This window comes from Geotalea uraniireducens (assembly GCF_027943965.1).
GTDB classification, from domain to species: Bacteria; Desulfobacterota; Desulfuromonadia; order Geobacterales; family Geobacteraceae; genus Geobacter; species Geobacter uraniireducens.
Map to the genome: position 1 here is coordinate 2,826,226 of NZ_AP027151.1, position 19,225 is coordinate 2,845,450.

General features: G+C 56.9%; 15 protein-coding genes and 1 riboswitch. All 15 genes read right to left on the reverse strand.

The window, feature by feature from the left end; genetic code table 11:
* Positions 1-8: 8 nt before the first annotated feature.
* Positions 9-209 (reverse strand): helix-turn-helix transcriptional regulator, encoded by a 201-nt coding sequence (locus QMN23_RS13270; RefSeq protein ID WP_282003898.1) that lies wholly within the window; start codon positions 207-209, stop codon positions 9-11.
* Positions 210-470: 261 nt separating this feature from the next.
* A riboswitch (cyclic di-GMP riboswitch) is annotated at positions 471-547 on the reverse strand.
* Positions 548-850: 303 nt separating this feature from the next.
* A complete protein-coding gene (locus QMN23_RS13275) occupies positions 851-1,357 on the reverse strand; it encodes a GspH/FimT family pseudopilin (RefSeq protein ID WP_281999809.1) in 507 nt (168 codons plus the stop codon).
* 11 nt (positions 1,358-1,368) lie between these two features.
* Positions 1,369-2,145, reverse strand: coding sequence for a putative Ig domain-containing protein (locus QMN23_RS13280; protein ID WP_281999810.1), 777 nt, complete (start codon positions 2,143-2,145; stop codon positions 1,369-1,371).
* 168 nt (positions 2,146-2,313) lie between these two features.
* Positions 2,314-5,832 carry a pilus assembly protein gene (locus tag QMN23_RS13285; RefSeq protein WP_281999811.1) on the reverse strand — a complete coding sequence of 1,173 codons (3,519 nt, stop codon included), beginning with the start codon at positions 5,830-5,832 and terminating at the stop codon, positions 2,314-2,316.
* Between the two features lie 67 nt (positions 5,833-5,899).
* On the reverse strand, positions 5,900-6,277 hold the full coding sequence (locus QMN23_RS13290; RefSeq protein WP_281999812.1) for a hypothetical protein: 378 nt from the start codon (positions 6,275-6,277) through the stop codon (positions 5,900-5,902).
* Between the two features lie 41 nt (positions 6,278-6,318).
* A complete protein-coding gene (locus QMN23_RS13295; RefSeq protein ID WP_281999813.1) occupies positions 6,319-6,792 on the reverse strand; it encodes a pilus assembly PilX family protein in 474 nt (157 codons plus the stop codon).
* Positions 6,793-7,713: a PilW family protein gene (locus tag QMN23_RS13300; protein WP_281999814.1), complete on the reverse strand. Its 921-nt coding sequence runs from the start codon at positions 7,711-7,713 to the stop codon at positions 6,793-6,795. It lies immediately after the preceding gene.
* On the reverse strand, positions 7,713-8,150 hold the full coding sequence (locus tag QMN23_RS13305; RefSeq protein ID WP_281999815.1) for a prepilin-type N-terminal cleavage/methylation domain-containing protein: 438 nt from the start codon (positions 8,148-8,150) through the stop codon (positions 7,713-7,715). The genes QMN23_RS13300 and QMN23_RS13305 overlap by 1 nt, the downstream gene beginning before the upstream one ends.
* Before the next feature lie 206 nt (positions 8,151-8,356).
* A complete protein-coding gene (locus tag QMN23_RS13310; protein WP_281999816.1) occupies positions 8,357-8,950 on the reverse strand; it encodes a prepilin-type N-terminal cleavage/methylation domain-containing protein in 594 nt (197 codons plus the stop codon).
* A 93-nt stretch (positions 8,951-9,043) separates the two neighbouring features.
* A complete protein-coding gene (locus QMN23_RS13315; RefSeq protein ID WP_432613107.1) occupies positions 9,044-10,360 on the reverse strand; it encodes a sigma-54-dependent transcriptional regulator in 1,317 nt (438 codons plus the stop codon).
* Positions 10,361-10,419: 59 nt separating this feature from the next.
* Entirely contained in the window at positions 10,420-12,012 is a 1,593-nt protein-coding gene (locus tag QMN23_RS13320; RefSeq protein ID WP_281999818.1) for a sensor histidine kinase, read from the reverse strand.
* A gap of 15 nt (positions 12,013-12,027) precedes the next feature.
* Positions 12,028-12,807, reverse strand: coding sequence for a prepilin peptidase (locus QMN23_RS13325; RefSeq protein WP_281999819.1), 780 nt, complete (start codon positions 12,805-12,807; stop codon positions 12,028-12,030).
* Positions 12,808-12,831: 24 nt separating this feature from the next.
* A complete protein-coding gene (locus QMN23_RS13330; RefSeq protein WP_281999820.1) occupies positions 12,832-15,123 on the reverse strand; it encodes a putative bifunctional diguanylate cyclase/phosphodiesterase in 2,292 nt (763 codons plus the stop codon).
* A gap of 170 nt (positions 15,124-15,293) precedes the next feature.
* Positions 15,294-17,954: a valine--tRNA ligase gene (locus QMN23_RS13335; protein ID WP_281999821.1), complete on the reverse strand. Its 2,661-nt coding sequence runs from the start codon at positions 17,952-17,954 to the stop codon at positions 15,294-15,296.
* A gap of 83 nt (positions 17,955-18,037) precedes the next feature.
* The gene (locus tag QMN23_RS13340) at positions 18,038-19,225 is read right to left on the reverse strand and encodes a response regulator (protein ID WP_281999822.1); all 1,188 of its coding nucleotides are present in this window, start codon (positions 19,223-19,225) and stop codon (positions 18,038-18,040) included.

The following is a 19,225-nucleotide window of genomic DNA, read 5'->3' on the forward strand; positions in this document are numbered from 1 at the left end:
TAAGATGGTTAATCGAGAAACACCGCGTCTTTTTCCGATAAAGAAAAACCAAGAGCCAGCAATATCTTTCTCTTGGTTTCCATTCTACACTCTTCGCCACGCTCGATTCGATCGATAGTCGCCGGAGAAACGCCGGCAAGCCGCGCCAGCTCCGACTTGCTCATGAGCCGTTCTTCACGAATCTTCCGGACATTGTTTCGATATTTCATCGCATTATCCCGCAGAAAAATATGTTTTCCAGCGAAATGTACTAAAATTGAAATGAATGTCAAGAAATTAGTTAAATTTGAACTAAATTGAAATATCTGAAAAGAATTATGTAACGATACCGGATCATCTGAGTGATCAAACCGAGAGAATCCGAATATATATGCGGCTTCGCAAACCATATAAGTCACCTGGGCTGCGCAGTCAGTACCAATGAGAGACAACAAAAAAGCCGGGGCCGTCTCATATTGGTCATATGATATTTCGGCAACCCGGCTGTCTCGGAGAGACCCTGTAGGCTTTCCGCCCCACCCTCGCGGATGGTTGAGTATTATCGATATCAGCAGCTATGTGGATGTGAGGGTAAAACTCTCGTCGGTAAGCAATGCCATTTTTCAGTGTTTGCCCGACGTTCTTTCCCTTGTATGCAAACGAAGTTCCACTTTGGCAATTCGTGACAAATTGCAATAAAATTAAATTATTACAGCTACAGGTCATACTTATGCAAAGGACGACCAGTCAAGGGAATGACAATATTCTGCCAAAAAACCATTTAGGTAACAAATTTTGTAATGGGTACCGTAGCATCCCAGGGATTTATCGACAGGAGCCCCAGAGGACGAAGCAAAATAACACTGAGTTGCTAGCGAATCATTACCAGTCCACTCTGAGAAACTTCAACGCTGAATCTCGTTGTTGACGAATTGTCTTTAATACGAATCGCGGCGGTAGTGGCAGAATTGGGAATGGTCGCAGTTCCGTTGGGATTGAACACGATATTGAGGCTTGAAGCGGAGCTGCAATTGAGGAACACGCCCGCAGGCAAGGCGCTCCACGGTTGGACAACCCGATCAAACAGCGCACTGGTCGAAGCGCTCTTTCTGGTTATTCGGTATTGATTGGTTGCATTGTCGAATTCGGTCTCATGCTGGATATTGTACGTGACTGCCCCGCTCCGGGTGCTCCTTAGTGCGGCAAGAACCGATTGGGCAGCCTCGCGGTAGAGGGCATTCTGTTGCCACTGGATCAGGTTCGGAACGGCAAGAGCAAAAACCACCGCCATGATGGCAATGGCCGTCAGCAGTTCCGCAAGAGTGAACCCACGCTGCGCAAGTTTGGCTTGAACGTCATCCTGCCTGGTACGCTGCATATCACTTCCTCTCAAGGGATGTTGACCGTGATTGTGTAGATTTGGCTCTGCCTGCTCCCGTTACTGTCAAGGGCCACCACTTCAACAGTGTGAGCCCCGGCGTCGCGGCTGCCAATTGCCCAGGAAATCCTGCCGGTACCAGGGTTGACGGTCATTCCTGCCGGCGCCTGCGCCAACGAATAGGTCAACGGATCGCCATCGGGATCCCGGGCGACGGCATTATAAACGTACATTGTTCCCTGGAATCCGTTCGGCGGGGTACTGACAAAATAAGGCTGACTGTTGGGGACAATAAAATCCGGTACCACAAATGGCCGCCCCGGTCCGTCTGTGTCATTCGGCGTGATGGTCAGCGAGATCCGGTCCCCCCTGACGAATCGATCCCCGCGCAGAAGGGGCGTATCGTCGGCCAGCGTCGTGCCATTAATTTGCCACCGATAGCTGTACCACAGATAATCGCCGTCAGCATCGCTCCCTGAAGGGGTTACGACAAGATCGGTCCCGTGGCGGACAATTTCCGGCGTCCAACTGACCGAACTGATTTCCGGTGGGCTATTGCCAATAACGACCTCGGCCCGCCCCTCTTTCCCTCCTGCCGAGACAATCACCGCCAGGGTATCTCCCTTGTGAAAATCCTTACCGGTCAGAGTTGCCCCGCTTTCATCCAGCGCGGCGCCGTTTTTTTCCCAACTGAACCGGGGAGAACCGGGGCCACAATAGACCGCCTGCAGTGTTGAAGCAATCGTCGGCGCTTCCGGGACGAGCCGCACCTGCAGATCCCCGCTCATCCGCTCAGATGAACCGGCACCCCGAGCCACCGCTCCTGGACGGCGCGAGTTATCGGCGCTGGAACAGCCGAAAAAAACCAGCAGAACCAGACATCCCGCAACATAACACCATCGTTTACTTAATCTGCTCATAATTTCCGCCAGCCGGTAACCGGCCCAGCCATTCACCTATTTCTGCCGCCAATAGAGCGGGACGATACCGCCGTATTTCTTCACGTCCACCTGAGCAATATTGCCGCCGGTGCCAACGATCCCCTTAACCTCGCCGCCAGAATTGACAATAAGAACCACCCCGGAAGGTATCCCCTGGCCAAGCGTCATGACCCGATCGCTCCGGAGCAGCACACCGTTGGATGAATTGCTGCCATTCATGAAGGCACGTACGTTTGTTGTCGAAGCCGTATCGTTGCTCTTGTCGTAATTCTGCACCGCCTCCCCGGTCTGGTAGTTCAATGCATAGAGCAGGCTGCTGCCGAGGTTGGCCGGCTGACAAGGGTCGACGGTTGACGTCGTACTTGGGGAAAATGTTGTGAAATAAATGACCTTGTTGAAGAGCGTCGGCGAAGCAAGGACTTTCTCCCCGGTGTTCTGGTTCAGCTTGATATACCAGCCGTAGTTGCTCGTTGCGCTCAGGGCGTCAAGCGTGTTTTTTACCGTAGCGGCATCTGCTGTCGGTGACTGGAGATCGTCCGTGGTCACGTCAACCAAGTCACTTTCCGATTTGGCGCTGGTTTGCCCCTTGTCGCGTACGGCATAGAGCCGGTCGACGACATTGAGGTTCAATGGATGTTCCCGATCCCCAGTACCAAACAGGATCAGTGCATCCCTGCCGGCAGAGGACGAAGTGAAAGTGCTCTCCAAGCTGACCGCTGGCTTATAAAACGCCTTACGCCCCACCGTCCCGTCGGCGCCAGAATTGGCACTGAAAATCTTGTAGCCCCGCCAACTGCTCACGGTCGAGGAACCGACGTTAAACCGCCAGAGGTTTCCACCCAGGTCAACGGCATACAGGCGATCCGTATAGCCGTTCGCATCCGTGTCCACGTTGGCAATTTCGCCGGGGAAGGAGAACGTCATACCAGTACTGTAGTTAGCCGGCGCGCTGGCCTGCTGGGCAGCGGTCCCGTATTCACAGCTCCAGATCTTGGTTGGGGTACTGACAACGGTTGGAACGCCGGCATTGTTCAAGCTGGCAATCTTCACGGCATAAATCGCCCCTCCCCGGGGGGTGAGCGGCACACTCCCATCGTCACTGGTATACGCCCCACCACCGTTATTGGCGACAGTGACCGTGCCGGTCCCGTTGTACGTCTGGGTGGCACCATACCGGGAGTCTTCATTCAGGTTGTCGTACCCGCCGCCGATGAACGCCACAATATCCTTCTCGCTACCGATTTTCATCTTGGTGATGCGCGGCTCACTGAAACTTTCGCCGAGGTTCCCGAAGTTGGTATCCGCCCCGGAAATGCTCCAAAGGTATCGCGGACTAAGGGGATTACTCACGTCCAAAGCATAGTAGTAGCCGGTGGCTGGCAAGGTATTGGTGCCACCGCCGCGGCGGAGGCCGAAGAGCAGGATTACCTTGTCGCCGTCACCGGTTTCGATCGACCCATTGCCGTTCTTATCATAGATGTACACCACGGGCGACGAATCGACGAAGTAGGTATGGGTCTGGCCCGGAATCTCCTTGAGATTGGGTAGCACAGCAGGAGGAATGAAGGCCCACGCCTCGCTGCCGTCACAATCCTTGATGGCGTGCAGCATGCCGTCGTTGTCGCCGACAAAGATCATCGTTTGGTTGTAGCTCCAATTCGACTCAGTTGAAGAAGAAACCGTATAGCTCTTGAAATTGACAACCAGCGGCTTGGCATGGAGGACATCACCGAAAACCCAGGCTCGCTTCTCGGTGGTATTGCTGTTCAGGTTCTCATCATAGGCATCGTAACCGGTGATGAAGTTGATCAGCTTGTCCTTCGTAGCACTATCGGCCACATTGAGAGTCGTAGCAGTGATGTTCGTATTCCCCGTCGAAAAGGCATTGCTCGCATCGGTCAGGTCGGTGTTTGTGCTGACATAGGTATAGATTTTCCGCGGATTGGCACCGAAATCCCGGCTCTCCAGGACGGAACCAGCCCCCCCTTCGTCAACCTGGCCACCGTCGGCAATGGAATTCCAGTACGAGACGGAGCTTGCCTTGAAGGTCCCGTTCACCGCCCCCGTCGGCAGCGTAACTCCGCTATTGTCATCTGTGCGGTCGCCATCGAGGTCAACATAATTGGCAATCACCCCGGCCTGGTCAATCAGGTTGCTATTACTGTCGAGGCCGTATTTCTTCAGATTACCGGCCCAGTAGGTCTGGTTCACCGGTTTGAAGAACCCCATGTAAACCCGGCTGGCGTTATAAGTCTTGTTTTCCGGACTGACCGGCACCACCGGCGCCACGAAGGAGGTATCGACCGAGAAGATTTGCGACATTACCTGGGTCAGGGCCGCGGCCAACTGGGTCTGGTTGCCGGCCAGGAAGGCCTGACCGTGACCGTGGCTGCTGTCGGTAGCCCGGTTCAGCAGATCCACTGCCGTCGCATCCGAGCCGACATCGCCGAAACCGATGGCATAGGTGGTGACATTCTGTTTGCCGTCATAACCAGTGGAGAGATCGTTATCATAGAGATACTTGGCCACATCATCCAGGATGTGGTCGAGATTGTTAGGTTCCTGCCCGTCGCCATCGCAGTCGCCGCTCGAACAGATGGTTTTCAGAACCGAGCTGTCATCGGCATTGGCCATCCCGTCGGTGACAACAATGACATAGTTTTTCTGGCAACTCGATTCGATCGGCGACGTATACTTCCCGCTTGTGACACCGACCGTACTGCCGAAGGCAGGGGCCCCGCCGGTAAAATAGCGCATCGCCTCGAACAACGATTCGCCGAGCGGGGTATTGCCATTGGCGGCAAGGTTGTCAACGACCGAGGTCAAAGCCTGACGATTGGTGGTCGTGCCGCTGAAGATATCGTCCATGTTCTTGACGGTGGTCACATACGAACTAGATAACCCTGACGGTAAGGCGCTGATGAATTCGGCCCCCTGACCGCTACCGGAGACGTAATGGTAGCGCATCAGGCCAAACTTCACCCCGGTGGTGCTGGTAACGAGGTTCTTGATGACCTCCTTGGCGATGTCGATCTTGGGGCGCATCGAATTGTTCGGCCCGAGCAGCCAGTTTATATAGTTGCCAATGTAGTATGTTCCCGACCCCCTATTACTGCAAGCGCCGCTGGTGGTGAGTTTCCTGCCGCTGTATTCGCCGGTGGTCTGGAGGAGCGACTGGGGATTAACACCGCTACACGTGGTAGTAACGTTTGTGACGCTCACGCCCAGGGAGGTATAGGTAGAATTGCTATACTGGTAAACCGTATTGGTACTGCACGCCTGGGGTGACCAGTAGTTACCGCACGCATTGACCGCAGGATAGGTCGTACTCGGATCGTAGGTAGTGGACGGGACCGAGTCGGCCATACTGCCGGAAGTATCGATAATGATCAGCACGTTCGGCTGGATGGCAGCCGTCGCGCCGCCGTAAATGGATGTATCGCCGCCATACTGGTCGGGCGCCGCCGCCACCGGCATTGCCGCCACTGGCAAGATTGCCGCCAGCACCCCGATCATCACTAACCACCGTTTCATAAGTAACCTCCGCCGTCGGGAAGGATCAGTCTTCGGCCGTCAAATTGTCTGCTCACCATGCACATTCTCACTGTGCAGAACTGCTCAAGAAGTTTAAATAGTTACCCAAAGCCCAAGAGGATGGCTCTGCCAGGGGGCCACATGCCCCCGAGGGCTGCAGATGTCCTTGCCACCTGCCAGTTCTGCTGAAGCTGTTATAGGCATCGTTACAGCTAACAGTGCTCAGATTGCCGTTCAGCCCCCGCAGCCATTGGGCGGAGTTGCGATTGCGATAGTAGAGGAGTTTGCTGCCCCACGGCCCGGGATAGGTCTTGGCCGGGTTGTATCCGGCAGGCGCTTCAGCGGCATTTACAGCAGCAGTCGTTACCGACAATTCAAACGCCACTCCTACCACCAGGATTATCGCGACCAGCACTGAGATCATGAGCGGCTGATTCTTCTTCATGAGCATTCCTCCCGACTCTTTCCTCTGCGGAAATCCGCAGTTCAATAATCTTTCGCCTTCGGCACGATCCGGGCCATACCAGACTCCAGGCTTGCCTGGGCGTTATTCGGGCCAGACCCGGTGGCGCTGATCGTGTACAGATTGGACTGGAACTCCGTTGCGTCATATCCAGAGGGGGGCGGACTTGCCCCGGTATATTTGACTACTACTTTGGCCATCTTGCCGTTGACCGTCACCGAACTGCTATAAGTATCCTGGACCCCGGGGTTGATCGCCTTGTAGATATCACTATTGGTTTCGGCATATTGCAATGCCGCCTCGGTGACGTAGAACGCCTGTTCGTTGTTTCGGGCATTTCCGGCAATCTGCACGTCGGTGGTTGTAGTGGAGAGCAGCGATGCCCCCAGGATTCCCAGGATGACCAGCATCAACAACACAATAACCAGCGTTATCCCCCGCTCGTTATCCAACACCCCCTCAATTTCCCGGAGACATTTCTGGTGAAAGCCCTGCATCTATTGCCTCCTGTTGCGCATATTGACGATTGTCGTCAACTGACGGGTACTGGATGTATCGGTCGGTGACACCTTTTTTGTCGTCTGGCCAGTCAGAGTGACCTTGATCGCCCGGAGATCGTCTTTGATCTGGTCGTCAGAGGGAGTGTTCGTCTCCGTATTGTCATCCATGATGTACGAGAAATGCAGCCCGGTAATGTAACGGGCTACTAACTGAGTAGCCCCGCCGGCAGTACGCTTTAAGCACTTAATCGGGTCTTCCGAACCGTCGCACCCCTCGACCACATAAGAGATCGACTCCGGGTAGTTCGCCCCCAAGACTTTTACGATCAGATCGCCAGCTTTGAAATCGACATCCGCCGGGAAATCGGGCGACCGGGCAAGGGTAACGCTCGGCGTCCCGCTGCTTGTCGTATAGATGGTGAATATCGACGTCGTCGCCGTATCATTCTGGTTGTCGGCAAGGATCGGTTGGATAAAAGATGCGGTAGAGGTCCGGATGATCCGCACCGTATCATTCTTATGGAACCAGCTGAGCGAGTCTGCGGAATCGACGGAAATTGGCCCGAGGGTGGGACCGGCAACCGTCGCGATGTCTTTCGTAATCTGCATGGTATTGGTTGCCAATGACGATGCCGAATAGAGTGTCACTTGGCTTGAATAATGACCAAGCGTCGACACATACGGCTGTGTTGCGCTTTTGGTGACAAGAAAACCGGTCATCCGGATATCCTTGATCAGGGAATCCATGCCGATCACCAGGTTTTGCTGTAGTTCCATCACATCCTGTTGCTTGTAGGCGGCCCGCTGATGTGCCAGATAGAGCGAATAAACCGCCCCCATGATCACACCAAAAATAGCCACGACAACGAGCATTTCGACAAGCGTAAAGCCCTTTTCTCTTTTGGACAGTCTATTCATCAGTTTACCCTCTTGTAGGAGGTCATGGAGACGACGCCACCCGAGCCGCCGCTGATGCTGGCAGTGATCTGCGAAACACCACTACTCGGGGTATTTATCTGCACCGAATATGTTGCCGTATAGGTAGCCGACTGGATCGTGGTTTGACTTTGCGTGCTCGATCCGGGGAGGGTATGGGGAGTATAAAAATTGTAGTTCTGGTTGAGTGCAGTTGTAATGAGCACCGAATCCGACGTCGAGCGGGAAGTGATATCCTCCAGCACCTCCCGGGCAAGGCCGGTTTTTGTCGCAATACCGTTGGCAATCATGTCGGAGCGCATCGATACACTGATCATGCTGACGACCGCGAACACGCCGATAACCATGAGCGTCACCGAAACCAGTAACTCGACCAGGGTGAACCCCCGCTGATTCATCCCGCCTCCCGGCATTTTCATCGCCACGCCCCCACTTTCCACTAGATCAGCACAACCCGGATTATCTCTCAGCAATACCAGCAACTAACATGCCATGCCGACAAACCATCTTTGCCAACGTATAACTTACTGATTTTACGTACGCCCACTTGCACGAACCGGGGCCAAAAATGACAGGGGCTATGCAATATTTGCATAGCCCCTGTCGAAGCACGCCCCCAGCCCGCTTACATCTTCACCCATCGTTTACCGGACCAGCGCCAAGTGGAATAACTGAAATCTATCGAGTTGACCACCAACGCCATTGCCCCGCCGGATGCCGACTGAACATATATCGTACCACCATTGCCGGTAAGCCGCGTGTTGCAGACCATGACGTTTTCCGGAGTTGCGAAGCTGATGCCATCCTCCGGATCGGCACGACCGGGCTGATACGGGCCGTGGCCACCGGTGCCGAATTTGAGGCCGCCCCCCTTGGTCGACAGAAAAAGGGCGCGGACAACCGGATCGTCGGCGGTGTTCCACTCACCATCCGGCCCCCGCCCTGAGACAAGTGTCACTTTCCCCACCGGAGGATTGAAGCAGAGCGCATAGTCCGCCTCTTCCAATCCTCGCTGCTTCCCTTCCTTGATCATCTGGCCGATCTCCCAGACGGCAGCCTTGAGACAAACATCACCATACAGAGAGCTAAAGGCGGGAATTGCCACAGCAACGACGATAGCGATGATCGCCAGCGCGACAAGCAGTTCGAAGAGGGTAAATCCCCGAGCGCCACGTTTCTCCATCCCTGGAGAAGCGTGGCGAAGGACCACACCGCACATTCGCGTCACCTCCATGTGACAACCAAAAAGGGGCTCCGCAAGTATTGCACAGCCCCTCTTCATTTACAACCGGCAAATTAGTAATCTCTTATTTTATTCCAGACCGAACTCCTTGATTTTATAAAGCAGCGAGCGATGACTGATCTCCAGGAGCCGGGCAGCATGGGTCCGGTTGCCGCCGGTAATTTCCAGGGCTCGACGAATAAACTCCCTTTCGAGTTCTTCCTCGGCCTTTTTGATGGAGAGAGAATCTCCACCGAGCGCACGATCGGACTCTGCCAGCTTCCTGACTGGCCCGGGGAGGACCTCCGGGGCAAGCCCCCCTTCTTCGGCAAGAAGCAGCCCACGCTCGATGCAATTCTCCAGTTCACGGACATTGCCTGGCCAGGAATAAGCCAGGAGCAGCTGCATCGCCTCGGGAGAAACCGCCACCGCCGCTCCCGGTTTGCCGAATTCCTTGCCGTATTTTTCCAGGAAATGGGCAACGAGCAGGGGGATATCCTCCTGTCGTTCCCGGAGCGGCGGCAAGGTGATACTGACCACGTTAAGGCGGAAATAGAGATCTTCGCGAAAATTTCCCGCCGCAACCTCCGCATCGAGCCGTTTGGCTGTTGCGGAAATAATCCGCACATCAACTTTGATCTGCTTTGCCCCCCCAAGGCGGCGCAGCTCGCCCTCCTGGAGCACTCGCAGCAACTTGACCTGGAGAGAGAGCGGCATGTCACCGATTTCGTCGAGGAAGAGGGTACCTCCGTCGGCCTCCTCGAACAGCCCCCGCCGGTCGGCAGCGGCATCGGTAAAGGCGCCGCGGACATGGCCGAACAGTTCCGATTCGAGGAGATTCTCCGGGATCGCCCCGCAATTGAGTGCTACAAAGGGGCCGTCCCGCCGACTGCCATGATAATGAATGGCTCGCGCCACCAGTTCCTTGCCCGTTCCCGACTCGCCAAGCAGCAACACCGGCGTCCTGACGTCACAGACCTTCCTGACCAGCGCAAAGATATCCTTCATTCGTTCGTTGCGGGAAATGATATTGGCAAACGAGTATTCCCGGGCCACCTCTTCCCGCAACCGCCTGTTTTCTGCCTTCAGCCGCTCCCGTTCTTCCGCCTTCTTCAGGACCAGCAGGATCTCATCGTTTTTGAACGGCTTGGCGACATAGTCGTAGGCCCCTTCCTTCATACAGGCGATCGCCGTATCGACAGTGCCATAGGCTGACATCATGATGATCGTGGCCGTCACTCCGGCCGCCTGGGCCTGGCGCAGGAAACCGAGTCCGTCCAGCACCGGCATCCGGATATCGCAGAGAATGAAATCATACGGCTGCTGTCGGGCAAGGGTAACGCCTGCTGCCCCGTCCGTAGCTACATCTACCGCGTAATTGTGTTTGCCGAGCATTACCCGGAGCATATGGCGGAGATTTTCCTCGTCGTCGATTACCAGCACCCGGGATATCCGTTCCGTCCCTGTCACTCTTCCTCCTTGCTGATACGCACCGGCAGCAAGACGATAAAGCGCGTTCCCCGGCCGACAACGCTGTCGACGGTAATTCTTCCACCGAAAGAATCAATGATGCGGGCAGAAATGGCCAGCCCGAGTCCCGTTCCCTTCCCGGGCTCCTTGGTGGTGAAAAACGGATCGAAAATCTTGCCGAGATGGGCCGCATCGATGCCGCTCCCCGTATCGGCAATCTCGACCCAAACGCAGGGGGCCGCTTCACCATTACCGGCAAACGAGTGCCGAAACGCGCCGCCGAAGTCGCCCGTACGCCGCCCGCGCACGGCCGGTGACACTTCCCCGGCAGGTAATAGCGCTGGCTGCAAAGCGAAAGTACCGTCGGCAGTCCGGATATCCAGCCGCCCACCACCGGGCATCGCATCCCGTGCATTGATCAGCAGGTTGATCAGCACCTGTTGCAATTGATGCGGGTCAGCCTGCAGTGGTGGCAACTCGGGGTCGATGGCCAGGGCGAGTTTGATCCCCTTGAACGCTCCCTGGCGATCGAGCATTTCGACGGTAGCAGCAACCAGAGTATTGACGTCGCATTCCTCCACCACGCCGTCAGCCGGCCGGGCATAATTCAGAAGATCGCTGACGATCCGGTCGATCCGCTCCGCGTCCTGTTCAATCCGGCGAACGTAGTCGGCCTTTTCGGCATCGGCTGCCAACTCGTCGCCCAGCAGCCCGGCATAGCCCATGATGGCCGCGAGCGGAGTACCGATTTCATGGGCTGTCCCCGCCGCCAGCAAGCCGATCGACGCCATCTTTTCAGAGTGAATCGCCTCTTCGCGGGCCTCATGCAACTGCCGATTGGCCTGTTCCAGCGAATGAACGTAGCGCTGGACCTCTTCCTGCTTGGTCCGGAGCGTATCGACCATCCGGTTGAACGATTCGGCCAGATTGGCAACCTCCCGCCCCCCCGGCACCGTAGCATGGCTGGAAAAATCACCGGAACTGATCCGCTCGGTGGCGCCCAGCAACCTCCGGATCGGGACGACAATAAACCGGGAGAGCAGGAACGAGCCGACGGCCAGGAGCAAGAGAAAATCGAGGGCAAAATAAGCGAGAAGAAGATGGCGCGACTGCGCCATCAGCCGCCGTTCTCCTTTCAGCGAAAGCATCAGCCGCACTGCGCCGGCGACCTGACCGTTAACGAGCACCGGTGCGGAGCGGCAGAGGACCTCTCCCCCCGCGGGAAGCCAGGAGAATTCCGCACCGGTCTGCAGGGTTTCGAGCAGGCGCCGGTCAACCGCCCCTTGCTGCCCGAGAGCATAGCGTGTCAGCCGATCACGGTCGATCACCGTCAGGCCGATAAATTCGTCTTCACGGGCCAGCCGTTGTGCCAGGATACCGGCGGCGGACTCGCCGATCTTATCGAGCGACGGCGGCATAAGGGCAACAAACGAACCGAGGAGAATCCGCGCCCGTTCGTTTTTTTGCTGTAGCAGGTCTTTTTCGGCAGTCTTGAACGAAATGAGACTAAGCAGAATCCAGGTGAGGATCAAAAGGAAAGACAACGACGACAGGATGAGGAAGCTGAGACTGAATCTGAACTGCTTCACCGGAGGCCTCCCTCCTTAACGGAAACCGATGTTCAGATACCAATGAATGAGCTGCCTGCCGTAAAAAATGTACAGGATCGCACCGAACGCCAGGAACGGCCCGAACGGAATCGCCAGCTTGCCGTCCTTTTTCTGGGCCAACATCAGGGTGACGCCAATGATCGATCCGACCAGCGAACCGGCAAAGATGATGAACGGCACCGCCCGCCAGCCGAGAAACGCTCCCATCATCGCCAGCAGCTTGATATCGCCGCCCCCCATTCCTTCTTTTTTGGTAAGAAGCTGATAGAGATAAGCCACCGCCAAGAGGCTCCCGCCGCCAAGGAGAATCCCGATCAGGGAATTTAGCCAGCCGAGCCACGGCAGGAAAAACGAGGCGGCAAAGCCGACGACAATCCCTGGCAGACTGATAACATCGGGAATTAGTTGATGGTCGAGGTCGATAAAGGTAATCGCCACCAGTGCCGAGCAGAAGACCAGCAGGACGAAAAAAGTGGCGGTTGGGCCGAATTTGAGGAACAGGGCTAGGGCGAGCAGCCCATTCAGCAGCTCCACCAATGGATAGCGGAACGAAATCGCCGCCTTGCAGGCACGGCACTTGCCGCGCAGCAACAGGAAGCTGAGCAGCGGAATATTGTCCCACGGGCGGATCTTCGTGCCGCAGGCCGGGCAGCGTGAGGCAGGAAAAACGATTGATTCGCCGAGAGGGAGCCGATGGATACAGACGTTGAGAAACGAGCCGATCACCGCCCCGAGCAGAAATGCAAAAACTGTCAACAGTATCCAGTACGACATGGCTCTCCCGAACGCAAAACGGCTTCAACACCAACGGCAAAAATTGAGGCACGACTCCGCAGCCCGGCCAAACATTGGCACAACCTGGTCGGCGGGCATCGGCCGGCTGAACAGATAGCCCTGCATATACCGACACTTGAGGGAGCGCAATACCTCAAGCTGATCGACGGTCTCCACCCCTTCGGCAACGACTTTGAGATTCAAGCCATGGGCCATCGAGATCACCGCGCTGGTGATCGCCTCGTCATCCGGATTGGAGGCGATATCCCGAATGAACGACCGATCGATCTTCAGCGTGTGAACCGGAAACTTCTTCAGGTAGTAGAGCGACGAATAGCCGATGCCGAAATCATCGATAGCGATCTGGACCCCCAGCCGCTCCAGATAACGGAATATTTCAACGGTAGCCTCATCCCCGGCCATCAGGACACTCTCGGTTATCTCCAGCACCAGCCAGTGAGGATCGAGCCGCGAGTCCCGAAGCGCCGCCTCGACCATTGCCACGGTCTTTCCCGGCTGGAGTTGCCGCGGTGAAAGGTTAACCGCTATCTGCATGGGCGGATAGCCGATATCCTGCCATTCCTTGTTTTGCCGGCAGGCAGTCCGAAGTACCCATTCGCCGAGTGGCACGATCAGTCCCGTCTCCTCCGCCAATGGGATAAAACGGGCCGGCGGAACGACCCCCAGAGTGGGATGCTGCCAACGCACCAGTGCCTCCATACAGGAGATCTGGCCATGCTCCACGTTCACTTTCGGCTGATAATGCAGAACGAATTCTTCCCGCTCGATCGCCTTGCGAAGGCTGTTTTCAAGGGACAGCCGTTCAACCGCCTTGGTATTCATCTCCGGCGTGTACAGCTGATAGTTGTTCCGGCCATGCTCTTTCGCCCGGTACATGGCAAAGTCGGCATTTTTGATCAACTCTTCGGCATTGCGGCCGTCATAAGGAAAGATGCTAATGCCGATGCTGGTGGTTATAAACAGTTCATGGCCGCTAATTTGAAAAGATTTTTTGAAGCTCTCGATAATCTTTTGAGCGACCTTTACCGCATCTTTCACATCGGTAACGGCAGAGAGATTGATAATGAACTCGTCTCCGCCCTGGCGGGCAACCGTATCGCCGTCACGCCGGCAACATTCCTTGAGCCGCTTGGTCACCGCCATCAGCAACTGATCGCCCAGGGCATGTCCCAACGTATCATTGATCAGCTTGAACCGGTCGAGGTCAAGGAACATGACGGCCAGCAGACGCTTGTGGCGACGGGCAAGAGCCAAGGACTGGCGAAGACGGTCGTTGAACAGCCGCCGGTTGGGCAACCCGGTCAAGGCATCGTAATAAGCCATCTGCCGGATGGTCTTTTCCGCTTCTTTCCGTGCCGTTATATCCCGCAGCGATTCGATGATGCCGCTGATGGAGCCGTCCGGCCCGACCAGTGGAGACGCCATGATCTCCACCACCCGGTGCTCGCCGTCTCTCGTCCGGTGATGGAGAGTCGAGAGCATCGTTTCACCCGAATTGCGAACTTCCTCAAGCGGACAGGGGGTCCCCTCTTCCATCACGCACGGCACATCGAGGCCGCGCACAACGTTATAGCAGTACGCCCCCTTTGCGTCACCGTCAAGCTGGAAAAAATTCTTTGCCGCCCGATTGGTCATTATCACCCGCCGATCGGGGCCGATCACCACCAGCGGCTCGGCAACACCACTCACGACCGAATGGAGAAAGGCATTTGCCTCTTCCAGCTTCAGTTCCGCCCGGGACCGTTCGGTGACTTCGTCTTCCAGCGCCATCGCCTGCTGCCGGAGGTCTTTCATCAGGCTTGAGGTCCGCAAGACCATTGATGCGGAATGGGCGTACTGCTGCAGGATCTGCTCGTCGATCTGGTCAAAGGGGTAACCGATCCGAAATGCCGACAGGCAGCCGGTTACTCGCCCCTCTTCGAGCAAGGGAACCAGCAGAGCGGTGTCCATCTCCATGATCTGGAAAAGCTCAAAACTCCCCCGGGACAACATCGAGAGATGATCGGCGCGTAGCGGCGTGCCGCAGGCGGCAAGCGAAGAGAACAAGTTCCCTCGCTTGAGCGGTGTCGTGACCCCCTGCATCATCTGGTGCCACGAACCGGACGCCCCCCGGTAGGTAATACTCCCCCCCGGCAGATCGATGGTGGTAAACGCCGCCGTCTCCGCCCGGACAATGTCGCAGGCACCATCGCAGAGCGCCGTGTGGAGCGCCTCTTCATCGCCAACGGTCAAAAGGCGGCGAATCCAGAGATCGAGTTTGACAAGACCGTCGTTGTACCGTTTCAAATGTGCCATAACACTCCCGCCCAGGCCGGAACGCTCAAAGCTGTAACCAACCTGATACCAGAAACACAAAAAAGTGACAAGAAAAACTAACGGTCTCTAATGCAAAACCCTTTCCCATGACATGTATCCAGCCTAAAAAAAACGCCGTTGGCCAAAAGGACCAACGGCGTTCACACGGACTATTTCAGATTTCGTATTTTTTCCAGGCTCGCCTGGAGCAGCTGCTTCTTCTGGGCAATCTCGTCGAGTTTTTCCCGCTCCTTGGCGACGACTTCGGCTGGCGCCCGCTCCACGAATGATGGATTCTGCAGTTTTTTCGCCAGGAACTCTTCGTCCTTCTCCAGTTTGCCGATCTCCTTGAGCAGGCGTTTCTCTTCCTCTTCCACATTTACCAAGCCCTTCAACGGCACGGCAATCTCCACATCACCGGCCACCTGGACCGCCGCGTCCGCCGGTCGTTCCAGCCCTTTGCCGATGGCGAGGTCCGAAACCCGTGCCAAGCTCATGATGTAGACTTCGTTGTTTTTCAGCAGATGCAGGCTGTCATCGCTACCGCAGCTGAGCATGACGGCTATCTCCCGCGACGGCGGCACGTCCATCTCGCCGCGGATGTTCCGGATTCCCCGGATCACCTCCATTACCAGCTCCATTTCGGCCGCGCCGGCAGCATAGTCCCAAGCCGGATTCGGTTTCGGCCAAGGCGCGGTCATGATGCTCGGTGTCGGCCGCTCGCCCGGCAGGGCCTGCCAGATTTCCTCGGTGATGAACGGCATGAACGGATGGAGCAGCCGCAGCAGGTGCTCAAGCACCAGCCAAAGCACGTAGCGGGATGTCAGGCGGCGTTGCTCGTCTCCCCGGTAGAGGTCGTCCTTGATCAGCTCGATATACCAGTCGCAGAATTCGCTCCAGGTAAAACGATACAGCGAGCCGGCCGCATCGTTGTAACGATACGCTTCGAGAGCTTCCTGGACATCGGTCGCCGCAGCGTTCAGCCGGTAGAGAATCCACCGGTCGGCATTGGAGAACGTCAGGGTCGTCGGATCGACCGCGGCAGGATCGAAGCCTTCCAGGTTCATCAGCGCAAACCGGGAGGCATTCCAGATTTTGTTGGCGAAATTGCGATAGCCGGCAATCCGTTCCTCGGCCAATTTAATATCGCGACCCTGGGCGGCAAACGCTGCCAGGGTGAAACGGAAGGCGTCGGTACCATACTGGTCGATGACGGTCAGCGGATCGATGACGTTCCCCTTGGACTTGCTCATCTTCTGCCCCTGGGCATCGCGGACCAGCGCATGGATGTAAACGTCACGGAACGGTACGTCGTCCATGAAGTGGAGTCCCATCATCATCATCCGGGCAACCCAGAAAAAGAGGATATCGAAACCGGTCACCAGACAGGACGTCGGGTAGAAGGACGCCAGCTCCGGCGTCCGGTCGGGCCATCCCATGGTGGAAAACGGCCAGAGCGCCGAAGAGAACCAGGTATCGAGGACATCGGTTTCCTGGCGGATCTCGTCGCTGCCGCACTTCGCACAGCAGGTCGGGTCGACCTTGGCGACGGTGGTTTCACCGCAGTGGTCGCAGTACCAGGCCGGAATCCGGTGTCCCCACCAGATCTGTCGCGAAATGCACCAGTCGCGAATATTCTCCAGCCAGTCGTAGTAGGTGTTTTCCCACTGCTGGGGAACGATGCGCGTTTTTCCCTCTTTGACCGCCGCCAGGGCCCGCTCGGCCAGCGGCCCGACCTTCACGTACCACTGGAGAGAAAGGTACGGTTCCACGATAGTCTTGCAGCGGTAGCAGCCGCCAACCGCCAGGGCGTGATCGTCGATTTTCTCCAGCAGCCCGGCGGCCTCCAGATCCTCGACGATCTTCTTCCGGGCGACAAAACGCTCCAGCCCTTCGTACTGCTGGCCGGCGGCATTGATCACCCCCGACTCGTCGAAAATGTTGATCAGGTCGAGATTGTGCCGGCGACCGACCTCGAAGTCGTTGAAATCGTGGGCCGGGGTGATTTTTACCACCCCGGTGCCGAATTCCATATCCACATACTCGTCGGCAATGATCGGGATCTCGCGGTTCACCAACGGCAGGAGCACCTTTTTGCCGACCAGCTCTCGATAGCGGTCGTCGGCCGGGTTGACTGCCACCGCGGTATCGCCGAGCATGGTTTCCGGCCGGGTGGTTGCCAGGACCAGGAAGCGATCGGCACCGACCACCGGATAGCGGAGGTGCCACAGGTGGCCGGCTTTTTCCTCGTGCTCCACCTCGATGTCGGAAAGGGCGGTATGGCAGCGGGGGCACCAGTTGATCAGCCGGTTGTCCCGGTAGATCAGCCCCTCTTCGTAAAGGCGGACAAAGACCTCGCGGACCGCCCGGGAGAGCCCTTCGTCCATGGTGAACCGTTCCCGCTCCCAGTCGCAGGAGGCGCCGAGCCGTTTCAGCTGGCCAATGATCTGGCCGCCCGATTCGCCCTTCCACTTCCAGACCCGTTCAATGAAGGCGCTTCGCCCCAGTTCGTGCCGACTCTGCCCCTCGGCGGCCATCTGCCGTTCGACTACGTTCTGGGTGGCGATCCCGGCATGGTCGGTCCCCGGCATCCAGAGGACGTTGTAACCGCTCATCCGCTTCCAGCGGCAGAGGATATCCTGCAGGGTGTTATTGAGAGCATGCCCCATGTGCAGGGCGCCTGTAACGTTGGGAGGAGGGATGACAATGCTGAAGGAGGGCTTGACGCTGGTCGACTCGGCATGGAATCGCCCCTCCGTCTCCCAAGATCGATACCATTTTTCCTCAACGGCCTTCGGTTCATACACCTTTGCCAGTTCTTTGTCAGACATCTGCTCAAGCTCCGAATCAAAAATTAAAATGGGGACCGAAATCCCCATATCGTGCACGCCGCGTTCAGTACAACGGGCCGGACCTACTCGGTTCCCGCCTTGATGCGGCGGATTTCTTCCTTGATCAGCGTTTCGGCCAGATCGGGAACGACCTCCCAGGCAATCCGCTCGATTATCTCCCGGGAAATCTTCGCTATGGCCGCCGCCAGCTGCGCCTCGGTAATGGTCAGGGTTCCCCCATCTGAAGCCGCTGCCACAGGGGCATCCGGCTCGGGAGAGACAGCTACCGGCGCTTCGAACTCATCGGCAGGAGGCACGCCGAAATCCGCACCCGGCATTTCGGCAGCAAATGCCGCCGTCGACGCCGCCAGGTCTTCGGCCAAGTCGCCCTCCTCGGGCTGTTCGACCATACCAACGGCAAACGCCCCTGTGAAAGCGGCCGGTTCCCCAGCGGAAACAGTTAATGATTCCTCCTCCGCAACGGCGAAAGCCGGAGGTTCTTCTTCGGTAAAGACAAAGTCGGTCGCCGGCAGGCCAAATTCTTCAGTAGTGACCGCCGCCGCGGGCGAGGGCTCTAGCTCGACCGCAGCAGACTGCTCGAGGGCAAAGGGGGCCGCTTCGACTACCTCCTCCCCCTCATCTGCCGTGACAATCTCCCCGACGACTTCTTCTTCAAGTTCGAAGGCTCCCCACAGGTCATCGGCAGGAGCGGCTTCCTCAACAGCAAAAAACGATCCCTCGCTCTGGGCAGCAGCATCAGCGGAGGCGAACGCCTCTGCCTCGCCGAACGTCACTGCCGGAGCCGGCTCCTCAGCCGCGGCAAGCGGTTCGATCGACTCAAAGGAAAACGCCCCGGCATCCATCGTCTGCTCGACCGGCGACTGGCTGGCGCGAATTGCCGCCAGCGCGGCAAGTTCCTTGATTTTTTCGATCAGCTGCTGCGATTCGAATGGTTTGGAAATGAAATCATCGGCCCCACAGCTGCGGGCCTTTTCTTCATCGAAGGGCTCAAACGCCCCGGTCATCAGCAGGATGGGAACGGTCGCCAGGAGAGGATCGCTGCGGACGGCCTCGCAGACTTCATAGCCTGTCTTCCCCGGCATCAGCGCGTCGACCAGCATCACCTCGGGCCGGATTTCACGGGCTTTCTCCAGGGCGGCATCTCCGTTATCGACGACGGTCAGCTCATACTCTTCGTCATTGGCGAAGATGATCCCCACTACCTTCTGAATCGTGATGCTGTCGTCGGCAAGGAGAAGCTTGGTGCCCAT